We start from the raw sequence: 17,985 nt of genomic DNA, 5'->3' as shown, positions 1-17,985 counted from the left end.
CTTCAGCTCCCGCGAATCGTGGACTGGGGATCGGCGGCGGCGACGGCGAGGTCGACCACGAAGTTGATCGTGAGCGCGGCGGCTCCGTAGACCAGCACGATGCCTTGGACGAGCGGATAGTCCTTCTGCAGGATCGCCTGGACGATGGTCATGCCCAGGCCGGGCCAGGCGAAGACGTTCTCGATCAGTACGGTCCCGGCCAGCAGGCCGCTCAGGAGCAGGCCGCCCAGGGTGAGCGAGGAGGTCAGCAGGTTCGGCAACGCGTGCCGCAGGTAGACCAGTCGGCCGGGCAGCCGCTTGGCGCGGGCGGTGCGCATGTAGTCGGTCTCGAACACGCGCAGCGCCTCCACCCGGACGATCCGCGACAGTGCGGCGATCGGGGTGATGGCCAGCGCGAGCACCGGCAGGACGTAGGAGTCCGGGCCTTCGCGCAGCGCCACCGGGAACCAGCCGAGCGAGACCCCGAACACCGAGGCCAGGCAGACGGCGAGGAGGAATTCCGGGATGGCCACAATCGCCCCGGTCGAGGAGGCGAAGGCGAGTTCGCCGCGCCGGCGCCGCCCGTTGCGGGTCCACACGGCCATGGCCATGCCCAGCGGGATGGCCACCAGCATCACCAGGAGAAACGCGTAGATCGCGATCTCCAGGGTCGCCGGGAGCCGGTCGCCGATCATCCGGGACACCGGGACCCGGGCGGTGATCGACTCGCCCAGGTCGCCGTGGAAGAGCCCGCTCACGAAGTGCTTGTACTGGGAGATCAGCGAGTCGTCCAGGCCCAGTTGCTCCTTGCGGGCGGCGACCGCCTCGGGCGTGGCGTTGAGTCCCAGGGCGCCGCGGACCGGGTCGCCGGGCACGAAGTGGATCATCGCGAAGGCGGCGGTGACCAGTGCGGCCAGGGAGACCACGAGGCGTCCGGTGCGGCGCACGAGGAAGGAGGCCCAGGGACCGAGACGGAAATCGATCACCCGGCCGGAGAGGGTTGCGGTGCTCATCGTTCACCGACCTTGCGCAGTGTGGTCGGAATGGGACCGCCACCGTCGAGTTGGAAGTTGTAGCCCCGGGTGAAATAGGGCGTCATCGAGTCCATGAAGGTCACCACATCGACACGTTTGGTCAACTCGGACTCCGCTGCCGTCCATTCGGGGCAGCCGGAGGTGTCGGGCTTGGCCATCGCGAGGGCCATGAGCCGCTTGTACTCGGGGTTGTCGAGCGAGCCGAAGTTCAGCCCGTTGGGCGGCGGGGGTCCGGCGAAGAACGGAATGGCCTGGTCGGGTGTGGTCACCCCGAGCGGCGCCCACGCGACCTCCCACTGGCCGCCCATCAGGATCGTGGCGTTGGTCGAGGGGGTGGTCGGCCGCAGGTCGACCTTGACGCCGAAGGAGGTCCACTGCTTGACGGCCAATTCGGCGGCGGCGACGATCTGGGTGCCGTAGGTGTTGCCGGGATAGGCCATCGAGAGCGAGAGCTGTTTGCCGTCCTTGCTCCAGTGCCCGCCGGACTTCTTCCAGCCGGCCTCGCGCAGCGTCTCCGCGGCCTTGGCCACGTCGTGCGGTGGGATGTTGCCGGTGATCGCGTCGTCGGTGCACGGCGGGCCCATCGTGACACCGAGCCGGCGCGGCGCGACGCCCTTGCCGCCGGTGGCCACCGCACCGATCTGCTTGAGGTTCAGCGCGGTGATCAGGGCCATCCGCACCTGCGGATCGGCGGTGACCCGATTGGCGGCCTCGTTGAAGACGAACATCCCGAGCGGGTCGCGCTGGGTCTGGAACTTCACCCCGGCCGCGGTCAGCCGGGAACGGTCGGCGCCCATGATGGGCGCGATGTCGAGTTGGCCGCCGAGCAGCAGGTTCGCCCTGGTGGACTCGTTGCCGATGACCTTGAAGACCACGCGCTCCGGCGACCGGGTGTTGTCGGCGCCGTCCGGCCCCCAGGTGTATCCCGGGCGCCTGGTGAAGGTGAAGTGATCGCCGGGGACCACCTCGGTCAGTCGATACGGGCCGGTGCCGTCGGACGCGTGGGTGAGCGTGTCCGAGGCCCGCAGGCCGGTGGGGCACACCAGCGGCAACATCGAGGAGCCGCGGACCAGGAACGGGGCGGGCTCCGTGGTCTTCAGCGTCAGGGTGCCCGCCGCGTCGTCGGCGGTGGCGACCACTCCGGCCGGCACCATCAGGCCGTACAGGGGGGACTTGTTCGCCGGGTCGGCGATGTAGGCGTACTGGGCCGCGATGTCGGACGGGGTCAGCGCCACGCCGTTGTCGCACATCGCGTCGCGCCTGATGGTGAAGGTCGCCGAGATCGCGTCGGAGGTCCACTTCTCCGCGACGCCGGAGACGATCCGCCCGTCGTCCGGGTTGATCTTGATCAACGAGTCGTAGGTGAAGCGGTTCATCGTCACCGCGGACGAGGTCAGCGCCGTCAGCGGGTTCATGTTGCCCGGGTCGCCGGGGATCGCGATGGTGACGGCGTCGCCGGCGCCGGAGCCGCCGCCGCTGCCGGTCCCCCCGCACCCTGCGGCGAACAGGCCCAACGCGACGGCCGCGGCGGCGCCGCGTGGGAGCCTTCTCATCTCGCGCCTCCGGCGGTACAGCCGACGGCACCCTGCTCGGCGGCGTGCGCGGCAACCGCGTCGACGGCGCCCACCCGGGGCAGCGCACGGGTCATGTGCAGGAAGCGGGCCCGGTCGCCGTCGCCGAGGAAGGCGTACTGCGTGTGCTGCCCACCCCGTGCCTCGACCGCGATCAGCGTGCGGGCGTCGCGGATCACCAGCTTGCTGGTCTTGACCTGTTCGCCGATCATCTCGGCGGCGGCGCCGAGCGTGCGCATGGTCAGTTCCAGTCCCTCCTCGGACTCGACCACGTCCAACGACATCGCCTGCGAGGCGTAGCGACCGACGAAGAAGCGCGAGTCCACCACCGGGGGCTCGGCGGGCGGTACGACGGGCTCCGGTACCCGCACGTCCGCGGTCGTCGCGAACACGTCGCGGACCAGGTCGTACATCACGGCCAGGTCGCCGCCGTTGGTGAGGATCGCGATCGAGACGTCGCTCTCGGGGGCCACCCGCAGGATCGCGGCCTGGCCCATGGTGCCGCCGTCGTGACCGATGATCGGGCCGCCGACCCAGTCGAACAGATTCCAGCCCAGCCCCCACGCGCCGCCGACCGCCTCGATGTCGGGCACCCGGACCTGCGGCTCGCGCATCGCGAGCGCGGACGCCTCCGACAGCAGACGGGTGCCGTCCGGGAGCAGTCCCCGGGCGATGTGCGCGGCGGCGAACGCGAGCAGGTCGGTCGCCGTGGTGGTCAACGTCGAGCCGGCGGGCGCGTTGGAGCGCGGCATCTCCCACCCCGGCACCCGCACCGCGGTCCCGTCCGGCCCGGACACGTGCCCGATCGCCACCCGGTGCAGGATCGCCTCGTTCGCGCTGGTGGCCAGCCGGCCCAGGCCCAGCGGCACCGCTATGCGCTCACGCAGCGTCGCCTCCCAGGTCTGCCCGGTGAGCACCTCGATGATCCGGCCCAGCACGACGAACCCGCTGTTGCAGTACGAGAACATCTCGCCGGGTGCGAACAGTTGGCCGGCCTTCTCGGCCAGGTCCGCGACCAGCTTGGCCACCGCGTCGTCCCCGGGACCGTGGTCCTCGAACAGGTCGCCCTCGAAACCCGCGGTGTGGCACAGCAGTTGACGCGTCGTCACCACCTGTGCGGCGGCCTCGTCGACGAGCTTGAAGTCCGGCAGGTAGGTGCGCACGGGGGCGTCGAGGTCGAGCACGCCCTCGTCGACGAGCTGCATGATCAGCGTCGCCGTCCAGACCTTGGTGATCGACCCGATCTGGAAGATCGAGTCCGGGGTCGCCGGGTACCCGATCTCCACGTCGAGCACGCCCGTGGCGGCCACGACCGTCTCGTCGCCCATCCGTACCGCGACACTCGCACCGGGAATGTTGCCGCGCTTGGCCAGTTCGCCGAGTCGGGTCGCTAGGTACTCGGGCGTCGGCAGTGTCCGGGCAGCAGACCCGGGCACGTCGGATCGTCCCATCGTGGGATACCTCCTCGGAAGGCGGCGGCGAGTGCCGCAGAGGACGATCACGGTAGGCAGCCCCCGAAAACCTCGAATCGTCCTCGTGGACGAAGAACCGCCGCCGAACCTGTCCGAATCACCGACGCCGAGCCCCGGCCGCCTCGGCAATCCTCGGCAGAGGCGGCCGACGGTCGGCGCACCGCCCGGCCGGGCGTCGGGCGATGCCCGCGCATCGGGTCGGTCACGGGCAGCGCGACGAACGGGAGTGACCGATGGACGTGTACATCTCGATCGACATGGAAGGCGTGGCGGGCATCGCCACCCTGGATCAGATCTGGCGCGGGGGCAGCGGCTATCCGCGCGCCCAGCACCTGATGACCGGCGAGGCGAACGCGGCGATCGAGGGCGCGTTCGCGGCGGGCGCCGAGCGCGTGCTGATCAACGACAGCCACGGCACGATGGACAACCTGATCGCGGAGGACCTGGACTCCCGCGCCCGGATGATCCTGGGCACCCCCAAGGCCCAGTGCATGGCGCACGGCTTGGGCCCGCAGCACGCGGTGGCGCTGTTCGTCGGCTACCACGCGGCGGCCGGCAAGCCGGGCGTGCTCTCGCACACCTTCTCCGGCAACTTCACCTCGGTGAAACTGGGCGACCGCCACGTCACCGAGGCCGAGGTGATCGCGCTGCTGGCCGCCCAACACGGGGTGCCGATCGGACTGGTCACCGGCGACAACCACGTCTGCTCGGTGGCCGAGGAGGTATTCCCCGGCGTGGTCACCGCGCAGGTCAAGTCCGCCGAGGGATGGACCGCGGCCGACACCATGCATCCCTCCCTGGCTCGGGACCTCATCCGGGAGAAGGCCGCGCTGGCCGTCGAGAACGCGAGCGGGCTGCAAGCCCTGCCGATGCCCGATGAACTGGTCCTGGAGGTGGGCTTCCAACTCCCCCTGGCCGCCGAGTTCGCCGCCGCCGTGCCCGGCGCGGAACGACTGGACCTGTTGACCGTGCGATGCGCGGCGCCCGATCCCAACGTCGTGATGGACCTGATCAACCTCTGGTACACGGTGGGCGCGCACGCGGCCGCCACCCACCTGCCGAACGTCGCCGCCAAACGCTGAACACACCCCGTCGGGCCCTTCGGGGCCACCCGACCACCCCCACGGAGCGAACATGATCACCGACCAGGATCCGGTCGAGCCGGCGAAGAGCATCCGCGCCGTCTTCGACGCGGCCGAGGTCGAGGGCTTCCTGCACGTACGCGACCTCGACGGCGACGACGAGGTCTGTTACGGGTCCGATCACAAGGTCGTGCTCGCCTCGGTCTTCAAGATCCCGATCGCGTTGGAGTACGCGCGCCAGGCGGCCTCGGGCCGGCTGGACCGGGCCGGGCGGCACGTGGTCACCGACGCCGACAAGGCAGGCGACGGCATCGGCACCGACGGCTGCGTGCACGACGTGGAGATGAGCGCGCGCGACCTCGCCGCGATGATGATGACCATGAGCGACAACGCGGCCACCGACGTCGTGCTCGGCCTGGTCGGCCGGGAGAACGTGCGGGCCACGCTGGACGAATTGGACTGCCGCGCCACCGCGGTCACCGGCTGCAAGGAACTGCTCTCCAGCGTGGTGACCGACCTGGGCATCGACCCGACGGCCGAGGACGTCGAGGAGCAACTCGCCCGGGTCACCCCGGACCGCATGCGCATGCTGACCGTGCGCGACCCCGAGCGCACCGCCTCGACCACCCCGCGCGAGATCACCAAGCTGCTCGCCGCCATCTGGCGGGACGAGGCCGGGCCCGCCGAGGCCTGCGCCGAGGTGCGCGAGATCATGGGCCGGCAGATCTGGCCGCACCGGCTCTCCTCCGGCTTCGAGGACGAGATCCGGGTGTCCGGCAAGACCGGCACCCTGTGGGGTGTGCGCAACGAGGCCGGGGTCGTCGAGTACCCCGACGGCAAGCGCTACGCCGTCGGCGTCTTCCTGCGTTCGGAGTCGATGGGCTTCCGCCTGCCCCGGGCCGACGCCGCGATCGGCCTGGCCGCCCGCGTCGCCATCGACCACCTGCGCGCCTGAGCGGTGCCGCGCCCGGCGACTCGTGCCCTGTCGCCGGGCGCGGCACCCCGCGTGTCCTCGCACCCCGGTACTGACCCGGTGGGGTCCGGGGACACGCCCCGTACCCCGCGTCCCGACCCGGTCCGCCGTCCCGCCGGGTCAGGACGCGGGGTCGCCCGCCTTGCGCGCCACGTACACGGTGTTGGTCGCCGTACCGCCCTGGAGCGGGTTGTCGAAGTCGACCACGTGCGCGGCCGAGGCGGGGAACACCTCGGCGAGCACCGCGCCGAACTCGTGGTCCGGCGGGTCGTTCGACCACAGGGCGAAGACGCCGTCCGGATGCAGCCGATCGGCCAGCGCGCGCAGCCCGGCGGGCCGGTAGAGCGCGGCGTGGCTGGGATGCAGCACGTGCCGCGGCGAGTGGTCGACGTCCAGCAGGATGGCGTGGAAGCGCCGGCCGGGCGCCTGCGCATCCCACCCGCGAGGGTCGCCGGCCATCGCGAAGAAGTCGCCGAGGACCAGCCGACAGCGCGGATCGCCGGCCAGCCCCGCGCCCAGCGGCACCAGCCCGCGCCGGTGCCAGTCGATCACCTCGCCGAGCGCGTCCACCACGATCAGGCTGCGCACGCGTGGATCCTCCAGCGCCGCCCGGGCGGTGTACCCGAGCCCGAGCCCGCCCACCACGACGTCGAGTTCGGCGTCCGGCAGGTCGGCCAGGCCCAGTCGGGTCAGCGCGATCTCGCCCGCCGTGAACAGGCTGGACATCAGGAACTCGTCGCCGAGCTTGACCTCGTACACGTCCTCGCCCGTGGCCGGATCCCGCCTGCGGCGCAGACTGATCTCGCCCATCGGCGTCGGCCGCCAGTCGAGTTCCTCGAAACGCGCGCTCATCGGTGCACCCTCAACCGTGTCGGTGCCGCTCTCCGGCGCCAGTGGGTGGTTTGTGGGTGGTCAGCCTATAGAGCGCGCGGGCCCCCGCCGACCAGGCGCGAGGACCGCCCGGGGTTGGTGTGGCCCACCCGAGGCGGGTCCGAACTTTCGTCCGCGACGACGGTGCGGCCCACGACGGGCAAAGCGGAGAGTGACGGCATGCGAATGCCGGCGGAAACGACATCCGGAGCCACCATGACCGAGCTCGCGACGGACCCTGCGAAGCCGCGCCCGCGCATCCGCGACTTCGGCCACGCGCCGGGCCCGCTCGCTCCCGGGACGTAAAACGCGCTCACCGACGTCCCGGGCGTGCGGGTGGGGCACACCACGCTGCGCGACCCCCGGGAGGGGTTGTACTCGGGAGTGACCGCGATCGTGCCCGACGCGCTGGGCAGTCACGGCCCATTGCGGGCCGGGCAGTTCGTCGGCAACGGCCACGGGAGGTTCGTCGGCGCCGGCCGATCGGTGGAACCGGGCGCGTTGGAGACCCCGTTGCTGCTCACCTCCAAGCTGTCCACCTTCCCCGTCGCGAACGCCCTGTCGACCTGGCTGCGGGAGCGGGCCGACCCGCCGCTCACCTCGGTGCTGCCGGTGGTCGGCGAGATCGACGACACGTGGCTGTCCCGGAACCGACCACGCCGGGTGACCGCGGCGCACGTGTACGCGGCACTGGACACCGCCTCGACCGGGCCGGTACCGCAAGGCAGTGTGGGCGGCGGCACCGGCGCGTGCGCGCTGGGCTACAAGGCCGGCATCGGCACCGCGTCGCGCCGGGTGCCCACGGACACCGGCGAGGCGACCGTGGGCGTGCTGGTGCAGGCCAACATGTCCGGCGAACTACGGCTGGGCGGGCAGGTGTTGCGCCCGGCCACGCTGGGTCTGCCGACCGCCGGGCCGGCCCGCGGGCAGGGCTCGTGCGTGGTCGTGGTCGCCACCGATCTGCCCTGCTCCACACGCGAGTTGACCCGGATCGCCGGGCGCGGTGTGTTCGGTCTGGCCCGGGTCGGGGCCGCGTTCGCGCACGGCAGCGGCGACTACGCGGTGGCCTTCTCCACCGCGCCCGCGCGCGCCGCCGAGCCGCTGCCCTCGGCGCTGCTGGACACGGTCTTCGCCGCGACGATGGACGCCATCGAGGAGGCGGTACTGGACGCCCTGTTGGCCGCCGAGACGGTGCACGCGCCGTCCGGGCACAAGGCGTTCGCGCTGCCACACGCGGCCGTGCGTCGCGCCCTGGGATGAAGGACGCGACACCCCGCCGGCCGGCCCGGGAATGGACCCGGCCGGGCCCGCCGGTCAGGGCCAGACGGCCCGCTCGTCCTCGCGCGGGGCGAGCACCGTGCGGACCTCGGGATGGTCGAACACCCGTACCGGGCGCCGGGCGTCCCACGGCTCCCAGCCCGGGTCGCCGGTCTTGGCGAACCGTACCCACGCCGCGTGCATGTCGTCGGCCAGCCGCTGCGGCGCCGCGTCGCCGGTGAGGGCGCGCCAGTCGGGCGTCGCGAGGCCGTCGAAGACGAAGGGCAGTTCCATCGCGTGCGCCGCGCCCAGGTCCCGGACCGGGCTGCGCCAACCGAACTCGTAGACGTAGGTGGACGCGTCGTGATCCAGTCGGGCGTCCGCGACCCGGTTGATCGGCAGTCGCAGCAGCAGGTCGCCGACCAGCGTGCCGAGCAGTTCACCGCGCGAGGCGCCCGGCCGGTTGGCCCGATACGCGGCCAGAATCCGGCGTCCGATCCGGAATTTGAGCCGCGCACCCGCGAACAGCAGTGCCCCGACCCGGGCCGGCATCCCCGTGGGCACGAACCACAGCCGGTATTCCTCGGTGTTCGAGCCGAGCAGCAGCGTGATGTCCGACCCCGCGCCGGCCAACAGCGCCGCCATCGGCTCGACCGGCACCAGGTCCGCTTCGACGGCCATGGTGAATCCGGGGCCACCGGTCATCGGCGAGCCGCCGGCGGTGACGGCCTGTTCGGCCGCGACCAGTTCGGCCGCGGGCACGTCCGCGAACGCCTCCCGGGTGGCCGCGCGACCCAGTCGCTTGGCCACCAGGCGGGTGATCCGGCCGGCGCCCTCGGGCGGGAGCGCGCCGGGCATCCCACTCTGCAGAATCGCCCGACCGAACAACGACGCGGCCTCCGGGTGGGCGACCAGCGCACCCAGCAGGATCGATCCGGCGGACTCGCCGAACACGGTGACCTGTTCGGGGTCGCCGCCGAAGGCCGCGATCTCGGCGCGCACCCAGCGCAGCGCGGCGAGCACGTCGGCCAGTCCGAGATTGAGCGGCGCGCCCGCCAACACCGAGAAGCCCTCGGAGGCCAGCCGGTAGTTCAGCGCCACGAACACCACGCCGTCCCGGGCGAAGGCGGAACCGTCGTACCCGGGCAGCGCGTTGGCGCCGTGCGCGAGTGATCCGCCGTGCACCCACACCATGACCGGAAGAGCGGCCGCGTCGGCCGGTGCCCAGATGTTCAGGTTCAGGTATTCGTCGCCCTCGACCACCACCGTCGGCAGCAGGTCGCCCAGGGCGCCCCGATACGGCGCCTGGGGCGCGGTCGCCCCCATCGAACCGGCGTCGCGCACGTCCGCCCACCCCGGATGCGGGGCCGGCCGGTCGAACCGTCTCCGGCCCACCGGCGGGGCGGCGTACGGGATGCCGAGGAAACGACGCACGCCGTCCGCGGTGGTACCGCACACCCGTCCGGCGGAGATCGACACCGTCGGGCGCCCGGACGCGTCGTCCGGGGAAACGTTCTTCATGGGCCATCCGATCCGCGGGGAGCCCCGCTCGACGATTGCCGGATCGGGCGAGGGTAGCGAAGGGGTCGGCACACCGGAATGGTTGTTTCCCACTTCGGATTTTCCTCCCATTCTCCCGTCGTGAAACAGGATTCGATGACACTGTGTTTTCGAGCCGCCACTCACCGCGATCATGGCGGGGTGTCGGCCTCGTCCGCACGAGCGACGAAGTGGGAAGGAACCGACGTGAGTTCTCAGGAACCGCAGCCGACCAGCCTCTACCCCGAACTGGACGAGGCGACCTTGACGCAGGTCGTCGAAGCACTGGAGACCGGGAACACCGGTCGACTCGCCCCCGCGCGCGTGGCCGAGGTCGAGGAGACCCGGGCACAGGTGGAGTTCAGCAAGGTCGGCGTGCCCGGCGCGGGAGGCGACGAGTTGGACGGCGCACTCTGGCTGCACCGGGACGGCCGACCCCGACCGCTGATCGTGATGCCCTCGCCGTGGGTGAACCTGGGCTGGGTCGTCTACGCGGTGCAGGCCACCCGCTTCGCGCTCAAGGGCTACCACGTACTGGCCTACACCGCGCGTGGGTTCGGCAACTCCCAGGGTGAGGTCGAGGTGGCCGGCCTCGAGGACATCCAGGACGGTCAGGCGGCGATCGCCTTCGTGGAGGGCCTGGTCGCGGGCGAGTTGACCGGCGTCGGCTTCATCGGAGACTCGTACGGATCGGGCATCAGCCAGTTGGTCGCCGCCGAGGAGCCCAAGGTGGGCGCGGTGGTGGCCCTGAGCACCTGGGGCGATCTGGGCGAGGCGTTCTTCGAGAACGGCACCCGGCACCTGGCCGCGGTGTCCACGCTCCTGGGTGCCGCCGCCGACGCCCGGCTCAGCGAGACGACACAGCAGGCGTTCCGGGACGTACTGACCAACCCGGACCCGCAACCGGCGCTGGACTGGGCGGTACCGCGCTCCCCGTACGACCGCGTCGGAAAGCTCAACGAACGCGGCGTGCCGATCCTGTTCGCGAACGCGTGGCACGAGACGCTGTTCCCCACCAACCAGACGTTGAAGATGTTCAACGCGCTGACCGGCCCCAAGCGCCTCCTGTTGTCCATCGGCGACCACTCGGGACCGGAATCGCCCGGCATCGTCGGGCTGCCGAACCGGATCTGGGAGGACGCGCACCGGTGGTTCGACCACCACCTCAAGGGCGTCGCCAACGGCATCGACGCCGAGGGCGAGGTCGTCACGCAGATCATGTGGAAGGGCCCGATCGAAGAGCAGCCCACGTGGGGCGCGGTCACCGGGCGCACCGAACGGCTGTACCTGTCCGGCCCACAGAACGGCGGCGACGGCACGCTCACCGACAAGCCGGGCGGCGACGCGGACATCGTCTTCCGGTCCGGCGCCGACACCCCGGCCACCGTCGCAAACAAGATCATCTTCTCCGGCTACCCGGAGATGGCCGGCTTCCCCAAGGTCTACCCGACCAACGAGATCGACCGGTCGCACGCGGGCGTATGGGCAACCGCACCGCTACCCGTGGCGGTGAAACTGCGGGGCGTGCCTCGACTGCGGGTGACTTACACGATCGAGGGGCCGACCCCGACGGTGATCGCACACCTCTTCGACGTCGACGCCGACGGCAACGCCCACATCATCACGCACGCGCCGTTCACCGGCCCCGAGGGCGAGGCGGAACGGCTGGTCACCCTGGACATCGACCTCCAGGCCACCGGTTACAACGTCCCGGCCGGCCACCGGGTACTGCTCGTGCTGGACACCTACGACCCGTTCTACGGTGCGGCCCCCGTCGCGGGCACCACGATCACGGTCTCCCCCTCCGACGAGGATCCGTCCTACCTGGATCTTCCGGTGAGCTGATCGTGACCTCTCGGTGAGCCGATCGCGGCCTCTCGGTGAGCCGGTCGCAACCTCTCGATGAGTCGATCACGGCCTCCAGGCGAGTCGTTCGCGCCTGCTGCCCGGCACCCGATGCGCCTCTCCGGTCGCCGCACCGGGTGCCGGGCAGCCCCGTCGACCGACTCCCGGAACCATTCTCCGCTGTAGGCAACTCACCTGCGTGGCACGGAGTTTGACAGATTTTGCCGGCTCTTCGAGCGCGCATTGAACGGAACGGGCAGACCGTGTGAACGTGTGCCGATCGGGCACGAACCCGGCGGCCAGGCGCGTCGGCGGTTCGCTCACCTTGCGGACACGCATCGCGAAGGCCGGATTCGTGGTCGAGGTCTACCTTCCACTCGAGGAGCCTCGATGAATCGCAAAACGGTGACGGCCGGGACAGTTCTGGCCGTACTCGCCGGATTGGCGGTCTCCACGACCGCGCAGTCGGCTTCGGCCGATCCGCCTTCCCCTCCCGGCTCGCAGGCGCTGGCGGTCTCCGCCGCCGACCGAGCCGCGACCAGTGGCTTGGACACCCTCGCCAAGGGTCCCGACGAGAGTTACGAGCGCCAAGCGGTGACCCCCTGGGTCAACGGCCTCTACTCGGTCGCCTACGAGCGCACCTATCGGGGCATTCCGGTGGTCGGCGGCGACGCCGTCGTGCTCGCCGACGGCCAGGGCCGGGTCCGCGCGACCCAGTCCGCCACCAGCACCCGCATCTCGGCCAACACCACGCCCACGATCGACGCGGGCGCCGCCGAGACCACGTCCAGGGCCAAACTCGCGGCCGTGGACAAGGTCGAATCGCACCGCCTGGTCGTCCGGGTCAAGGACGGCAAGAGCGCGTTGGCCTGGGAGACCGTGCTGATCGGTCGTACCGCGACCGCGCCCAGCAGGCTGCACGTCTTCGTCGACGCGAGCACGGGCACGGTGCTCGACACCGTCGACGACGTGAAGGCCGGCACCGGCAACAGTCAGTGGAACGGCCCGAACCCGCTCACCATCGACACCACCGGCTCGGGCAGTTCCTACTCCCTGCGCGACCCGAACCGCCCCGGCCTGACCTGCGCGGACTACAGCAACGGCCAGGTCTTCACCAAGTCCACCGACTCCTGGGGCAACGGCCAGGCGTCCAGCAAGGAAACCGGCTGCGTCGACGCGATGTTCGCGGCGCAGAAGGAATGGAACATGCTCCGCGACTGGCTCGGTCGCAACGGACACAACGGCAACGGCGGCAGCTGGCCGGTCAAGGTCGGCCTCAACGACCTCAACGCCTACTGGGACGGCTCCTCCATCACCATCGGCCACAACCAGGCCAACCAGTGGATCTCCTCCCAGGACGTCATCGGCCACGAATTCGGCCACGGCATCGACCAGTTCACCCCCGGCGGCGCCGGCACCGAACCCGGACTCGGCGAGTCCACCGGCGACATCATGGGCGCCCTCACCGAGGCCTACACCAACGAGCCCTCCCCCTACGACGTCCCCGACTACACCGTCGGCGAAGTCGTCAACCTGGTCGGCCAGGGCCCGATCCGCTACATGTACAAGCCCTCCACCAACGGCGACCCGGACTGCTACAGCTCCTCCATCCCGAACACCGAGGAACACGCCGCGGCCGGCCCGATGAACCACTGGTTCTACCTCCTCGCCGAGGGCACCACCCCCGGCGGCGGCAAGCCCAACAGCCCCACCTGCAACAACACCACCCTCACCGGGGTCGGCATCCAACAGGCCGGCAAGATCTTCTACGGCGGCATGCTGCTCAAGACCAGCGGCATGACCTACAAGAAATACCGCACCGCCACCCTCAACTCGGCCAAGACCCTCGACCCCACCTGCGCCCTGTTCAACAAGACCAAGGCCGCCTGGGACGCCGTCAGCGTCCCCGCACAACCCAACGACCCGCCCTGCACCGGCGGCCCGGGCCAAAACGACTTCTCGATGACCCTCAGCCCGAACTCGGGCACCGTACAGGCCGGCAACTCGGTCTCGTCGACGCTGAGTACGACCGTCACCTCCGGTGTGGCGCAAACCGTCGCGCTGACCGCGTCGGGTCAGCCCACCGGCGTCTCCGTGACCCTGACCCCGAACTCGATCCAGTCCGGCGCGTCCTCGACGCTGACCGCGACCGCGGCGGCCAACGCGGCGAACGGCACCTACGTGATCACGGTCACCGGTACCGGCGCCTCGGCCACGCACACGGCCCAGTACACCCTGACCGTGGGCAGCGGCCCGCCCGGCAACGCGCTCCGCAACGGTGACTTCGAAGCGGGTACCGCCAACTGGACGCAAAGCGCCAACATCATCACCAACAGCAACCCGGGTTCCGCGCACGGCGGCTCCTGGTACGCGTGGATGATGGGCTACGGCTCCACGGCCACGGAGAACCTGAGCCAGGCCAACGTCACGGTCCCGGCCGGTTCGCCGAACCTGCGGGCGTGGATCAAGACCACCACCCGGGAAACCGGCAACACGGTCTACGACACGCTCAAGATCAAGATCGGTTCGACCACCCTGGCCACCTATTCCAACGTCGGCGCCACCGGCGCCTACGTGCAACGCACGGTGAACCTGAGCGCCTACGCGGGGCAGACGGTCACCATCACCTTCGCGGGCTCCGAGGACTCGTCACTCGTCACCACGTTCCTCGTGGACGACGTGACCATCTCCTGATCGCACGCGACCGATAGCGGCCTCGCTCCCGGCGCCCCACGCCGGGAGCGAGGCTTTCGCGTGCGCGCCGCCGGCGGCGGCGGGCATGGGCGTTCACATGGCCAGGGTCGTTGGGGGCGATGCCGTTGCGCGTCGCGGGTCGGGGTGGGCGCGGGACTTGCGCGTATCGGAGTCAGGAGGTGGGGCGTTCGCCTGTCGGAAGTCGGGTTGGGTTGGGGCTTGCGCGTGTCCGGGGTTGGGTGACGGGCCTTCGCGTGGGTCGGGGCGGGGCATCGCGTGTCCGGGTCGGGGGCGGCGTCTTGCGTACCCGCCGACAGGTGCCGGGCCGGCGCGTGGCTCGGGTCGTCTCGGGTCGGGAGTCGGGCCCCGGACCCGAGCGAGGGGTACGCCCGAGCGAGGGGTACGCCGGAGTGAGGGGTACGCCGGAGTGAGGGGTACGCCGGAGTAAGGGGTACGCCGGAGTAAGGGGTACGCCGGAGTGAGGGGTACGCCGGAGTGAGGGGTACGCCGGAGTGAGGGGTACGCCGGAGTGAGGGGTTCGCCGGGTGGGTGCCGGGCGGAGGTGGGGTCGCTCGTCTCGCGCAGGTGGGGTTTCGGGGGACGGTGAAGGGGTGACCATCTCGCGCACGGTGACCGTGTCCGCCGTCCCCAGTGCGGGTGGTCGGCCCGCCCCTCGGCTTGTCTGGAGAGTGATGGCCTCGAACCAGTCCACCCCCTGGGTGGGTGCGTCGCGGGTGTTGCGCAACCCGCGGATCTGGGTGATGCCCTCGGTCATCGTCGGGCTGCTGGCCTTCCTGCTCTCCATCCTGTACATGGGCGGCATCCTCGATCCGCGCAGGGACCTGCACCGCCTGCCGATCGGCCTGGTGAACACGGACCGGGGCGTGCCGTCGGCGGGCGGGACGGAGAACCTGGGCGCGCGGATCACCGCCGGCATCGCCGCCGCGCCCGACCCCGGGGACACGGTGTCCTGGCGCGTCCTCGACGAGGCGTCGGCACGCCGACGGATGGCCTCGGGCAAGCTGTACGGCGCGATCGTGGTGCCGGCCGACTTCACCGCGTCGGTGGCCGCCCTGAACACGCCCGCGCCGGCCGCGCCGACCCACCCCACGGTCACCGTACTGACCAACCCCGGAGCGGGCAGCCTGGCCTCCTCGTTGTCCACCGCGATCGCCCAACAGGCCCTGCACGCAGCCTCGTTGCAGCTCGGCGCGACGCTGACCGCCGCGCCGCAGGCGGCTCCGGGGCAGACCACCACGGCCGGTCGCCTGCTGCTCGCGGACCCGATCGCGGTCGCCGTCGCTGTGGGCCACCCGATCGCCCCCCGCAGCGGACTGGGGCTGACCGCGTTCTACTACACGCTCCTGCTGGTCCTGGCCGGCTTCCTCGGCGGCAACATCATCAGCAACGGGGTCGACGTCGGGCTCGGCTACGTGGCCAGTGAGATCGGCCCGTGGCGTACCGAACGCCCGTTGGTGCACATCACCCGCACCCATCAACTCGCGGTCAAGTGCGTGATGTCGGCCGTGTTGTCGGTGCTGACGGCGACCCTGATCATGCTCGCCACGATCGGCATCCTGGACATGGACGCGTCCCATCTGCCCCTGTTGTGGGTCTTCTCGATCTGCGCGAGCACCGCGGTGGGACTGGGCGTCCAGGCGATCAACGCGGCCTTCGGCGGGATCGGCCAGTTGGTGAGCATGTTCGTGTTCATCGTGCTGGCGCTGCCGTCCTCCGGCGCGACCATCCCGCTCCAGGCGCTGCCGGGCTTCTACCGGGTGCTGTCCGCGTTCGAGCCGATGCGCCAACTCAGCGACGGCGTACGCGCCATCCTGTACTTCGACGCCCGCGCCGACGCCGGCCTGACCCGGGCCTGGGCGGGCATCGCCTTCGGCGCACTGGCCGGCCTCGCCTTCGGCTTCGCGATGACCACCTACTACGACCGCAAGCAACTGCACCGCATCGCCCCGGCAACCGAGTAGCCCCCCGCCGAACCCGACCACGAACGGCCGCGAACGGGCCAACCGGTCCGATTCGGTGAGCTAGGCCCTGTCCGGCGGATCTTGGTGGGTCCGCGCGGTTCGGCTCCTTCAGCATCGCCGAGATGTCGGAGTGGCGGCCCTCCACGCTCCGCAGGGCGGCGATCAGCGTGTCGATGGACAGTTGCACGACGTCCTCCACGGGGACGTCGCGGTACGCCGGCCGGTCCAGGCTGATCTCGTCCAGGTAGCCCACCCAGCCGCGCAACGCGGCGCGCAGGATCGGCGGTGGCGGCGCGGACTCGATCCCGAACAGGTCCAGCACCAGGTCCACGCCCGCCGCGCGGGCCGCCTCGAAGATCCCCCGCACGTCGGGGTCGCCCAGGCCGGTGCGCATGAACCCGATGAAGGTCTGGGTGTGCCGGCCGATGTAGTCGAAGTGGCGCCGGACCATGCCGTACAGGCGGCGCGGACGCGACGGTCCGCCGCCCGGACGGCACCCGGGAGCGGATCCGGGCCGCTACGTGGTGGCCGCCGACGGCGCGCGCAGCCCGGTGCGCGACCTGCTGGGCGTCGGCAACGACGAGATCGCGCCGGTCGGACACCTGATCAACGCCTACTTCGACGCCAACCTCACCGCGTACACCCGGGGCCGGGCGTACGCGGTGTGGTGGATCCTCAACCCGCGGACCCGGGGCGCGCTGATCGCCCTCGACGGCAGTCGGCGCTGGACCTACAACTTCGCCTTCGACCCGGAGCGCGAGAGCCCCGCCGACTATCCGCCCGAATGCTGCGCGGAGCTGATCCGGCACGCGGTGGGCGCCCCCGACCTCGCCGTGCGGGTGCGCAGCGCGTTGCCGTGGAAGCTGGAGATCGCCATCGCCGAGCGATTCCGGGTGGACCGGGTCTTCCTCGCCGGCGACGCGGCCCACCGGTTCCCGCCCACCGGTGGCTTCGGGATGAACACCGGCATCCAGGACGCGCACATCCTGGCCTGGAAACCGGCCGCCGTGCTGCGCGGACGGGCCGGCGAGGAACTGCTCGCGAGCTACGAGGCCGAGCGGGTACCGGTCGCCCGGTTCAACGCCGCGCAGAGCATGCGCAACGCCGAACGCATGGCCGGCACCATCGTGTTGTTCACCGACCCGACCGCGCTGTCCTCGATCGAGGACGCCGCGGGCCACCAGCTGCGCGGCGCCCTGGCCGTGGCCATCCCCGACCAGCGCGAGCACTTCGTGTTCCAGGGACAGACGTTCGGGCACGACTACACATCCACCGCGATCGTGCCGGACGGGACGCTCGCGCCGCGCTCCGGCATCACCGAATACCGGATGAGCGCGCACCCCGGCGCGCTCGCCCCGCGCACCTGGTTCCGCACCGCGGACGGTGCACGCGTGGCCACGGTCGACCTGGTCGCCGACGGCTTCCTGGTGCCGGCCGGGGCCGAGGGCGCCGCCTGGATCGCCGCGGCGCGCGGCGCCCCCGGGCAACCGGGCCTTCCCAGCGCGGCGTTCCGGGTCGCCGCGGACGGCCACCTCGACGCCGAGCCGGACGCGTGGCGGCTTTAAGGCTCACCGGCGACGAGCCCGCGCGGCCGGTGTCCGCCGGATGAACCCCGCTCCCGTCCTCCTCCCCACCCCCATCCCCGCCCCCGTGCTCTTCCTCGTCCCCGTCCGTCGCCCGACCCACA

10 protein-coding genes and 2 pseudogenes are annotated in these 17,985 nt (G+C 71.3%); 7 read left to right on the top strand and 5 right to left on the bottom strand.

From position 1 onward, the window contains the following. Window positions 1-2: 2 nt before the first annotated feature. The 3 genes from OG948_RS48380 to OG948_RS48370 are packed head-to-tail and all read right to left on the bottom strand — an operon-like array spanning window position 3 to window position 4,035. Window positions 3-992 (bottom strand): ABC transporter permease, encoded by a 990-nt coding sequence (locus OG948_RS48380; protein ID WP_331771404.1) that lies wholly within the window; start codon window positions 990-992, stop codon window positions 3-5. Continuing rightward, on the bottom strand, window positions 989-2,566 hold the full coding sequence (locus tag OG948_RS48375; RefSeq protein ID WP_331771403.1) for an ABC transporter substrate-binding protein: 1,578 nt from the start codon (window positions 2,564-2,566) through the stop codon (window positions 989-991). Before OG948_RS48375 ends, OG948_RS48380 begins: the two co-directional genes overlap by 4 nt. Beyond that, the gene (locus tag OG948_RS48370; RefSeq protein ID WP_331771402.1) at window positions 2,563-4,035 is read right to left on the bottom strand and encodes a serine hydrolase domain-containing protein; all 1,473 of its coding nucleotides are present in this window, start codon (window positions 4,033-4,035) and stop codon (window positions 2,563-2,565) included. Before OG948_RS48370 ends, OG948_RS48375 begins: the two co-directional genes overlap by 4 nt. A gap of 254 nt (window positions 4,036-4,289) precedes the next feature. Here OG948_RS48370 and OG948_RS48365 point away from each other — a divergent pair, with 254 nt between their 5' ends. Both OG948_RS48365 and OG948_RS48360 read left to right on the top strand, forming a co-directional pair. Next, the gene (locus OG948_RS48365) at window positions 4,290-5,138 is read left to right on the top strand and encodes a M55 family metallopeptidase (protein WP_331771401.1); all 849 of its coding nucleotides are present in this window, start codon (window positions 4,290-4,292) and stop codon (window positions 5,136-5,138) included. A gap of 52 nt (window positions 5,139-5,190) precedes the next feature. Next, window positions 5,191-6,093, top strand: coding sequence for a serine hydrolase (locus OG948_RS48360; RefSeq protein WP_331771400.1), 903 nt, complete (start codon window positions 5,191-5,193; stop codon window positions 6,091-6,093). A gap of 138 nt (window positions 6,094-6,231) precedes the next feature. Here the strand turns inward: OG948_RS48360 and OG948_RS48355 are convergent, their stop codons facing one another. Continuing rightward, window positions 6,232-6,963 carry a spermidine synthase gene (locus OG948_RS48355; RefSeq protein WP_331771399.1) on the bottom strand — a complete coding sequence of 244 codons (732 nt, stop codon included), beginning with the start codon at window positions 6,961-6,963 and terminating at the stop codon, window positions 6,232-6,234. 234 nt (window positions 6,964-7,197) lie between these two features. Between OG948_RS48355 and OG948_RS48350 the strand changes: the two are divergent. Then, window positions 7,198-8,241 (top strand): annotated as a pseudogene (locus OG948_RS48350) (P1 family peptidase). Between the two features lie 54 nt (window positions 8,242-8,295). Here the strand turns inward: OG948_RS48350 and OG948_RS48345 are convergent. Continuing rightward, window positions 8,296-9,759: a carboxylesterase family protein gene (locus OG948_RS48345; RefSeq protein ID WP_331771398.1), complete on the bottom strand. Its 1,464-nt coding sequence runs from the start codon at window positions 9,757-9,759 to the stop codon at window positions 8,296-8,298. 225 nt (window positions 9,760-9,984) lie between these two features. On the opposite strand from OG948_RS48345, the gene OG948_RS48340 reads away from it, so the two are divergent. From OG948_RS48340 to OG948_RS48325, 4 genes and pseudogenes are all read left to right on the top strand, one after another. Then, window positions 9,985-11,622 carry a CocE/NonD family hydrolase gene (locus OG948_RS48340; protein ID WP_331771397.1) on the top strand — a complete coding sequence of 546 codons (1,638 nt, stop codon included), beginning with the start codon at window positions 9,985-9,987 and terminating at the stop codon, window positions 11,620-11,622. A gap of 390 nt (window positions 11,623-12,012) precedes the next feature. Further along, window positions 12,013-13,885: pseudogene (locus OG948_RS48335) on the top strand (M4 family metallopeptidase); the annotation flags it as partial. 1,123 nt (window positions 13,886-15,008) lie between these two features. After that, entirely contained in the window at window positions 15,009-16,298 is a 1,290-nt protein-coding gene (locus OG948_RS48330) for a DUF3533 domain-containing protein (RefSeq protein ID WP_331771396.1), read from the top strand. 449 nt (window positions 16,299-16,747) lie between these two features. Then, on the top strand, window positions 16,748-17,863 hold the full coding sequence (locus OG948_RS48325) for an FAD-dependent monooxygenase (protein ID WP_331771395.1): 1,116 nt from the start codon (window positions 16,748-16,750) through the stop codon (window positions 17,861-17,863). Window positions 17,864-17,985: the final 122 nt, after the last annotated feature.

The sequence above is a fragment of the Embleya sp. NBC_00888 genome (genome assembly GCF_045207655.1).
Lineage (GTDB): Bacteria > Actinomycetota > Actinomycetes > Streptomycetales > Streptomycetaceae > Embleya.
The sequence above is the reverse complement of the archived record's forward strand: the minus strand, read 5'-3'. Positions and strand labels throughout refer to the sequence as shown.

Bases quoted from the DNA above. Each gene is read 5' to 3' on its own strand.
- OG948_RS48380 (WP_331771404.1), bottom strand. From the start codon at position 992: ATGAGCACCGCAACCCTCTCCGGCCGGGTGATCGATTTCCGTCTCGGT.
- OG948_RS48375 (WP_331771403.1), bottom strand. From the start codon at position 2,566: ATGAGAAGGCTCCCACGCGGCGCCGCCGCGGCCGTCGCGTTGGGCCTG.
- OG948_RS48370 (WP_331771402.1), bottom strand. From the start codon at position 4,035: ATGGGACGATCCGACGTGCCCGGGTCTGCTGCCCGGACACTGCCGACG.
- OG948_RS48365 (WP_331771401.1), top strand. From the start codon at position 4,290: ATGGACGTGTACATCTCGATCGACATGGAAGGCGTGGCGGGCATCGCC.
- OG948_RS48360 (WP_331771400.1), top strand. From the start codon at position 5,191: ATGATCACCGACCAGGATCCGGTCGAGCCGGCGAAGAGCATCCGCGCC.
- OG948_RS48355 (WP_331771399.1), bottom strand. From the start codon at position 6,963: ATGAGCGCGCGTTTCGAGGAACTCGACTGGCGGCCGACGCCGATGGGC.
- OG948_RS48345 (WP_331771398.1), bottom strand. From the start codon at position 9,759: ATGAAGAACGTTTCCCCGGACGACGCGTCCGGGCGCCCGACGGTGTCG.
- OG948_RS48330 (WP_331771396.1), top strand. From the start codon at position 15,009: ATGGCCTCGAACCAGTCCACCCCCTGGGTGGGTGCGTCGCGGGTGTTG.
- OG948_RS48325 (WP_331771395.1), top strand. From the start codon at position 16,748: ATGCCGTACAGGCGGCGCGGACGCGACGGTCCGCCGCCCGGACGGCAC.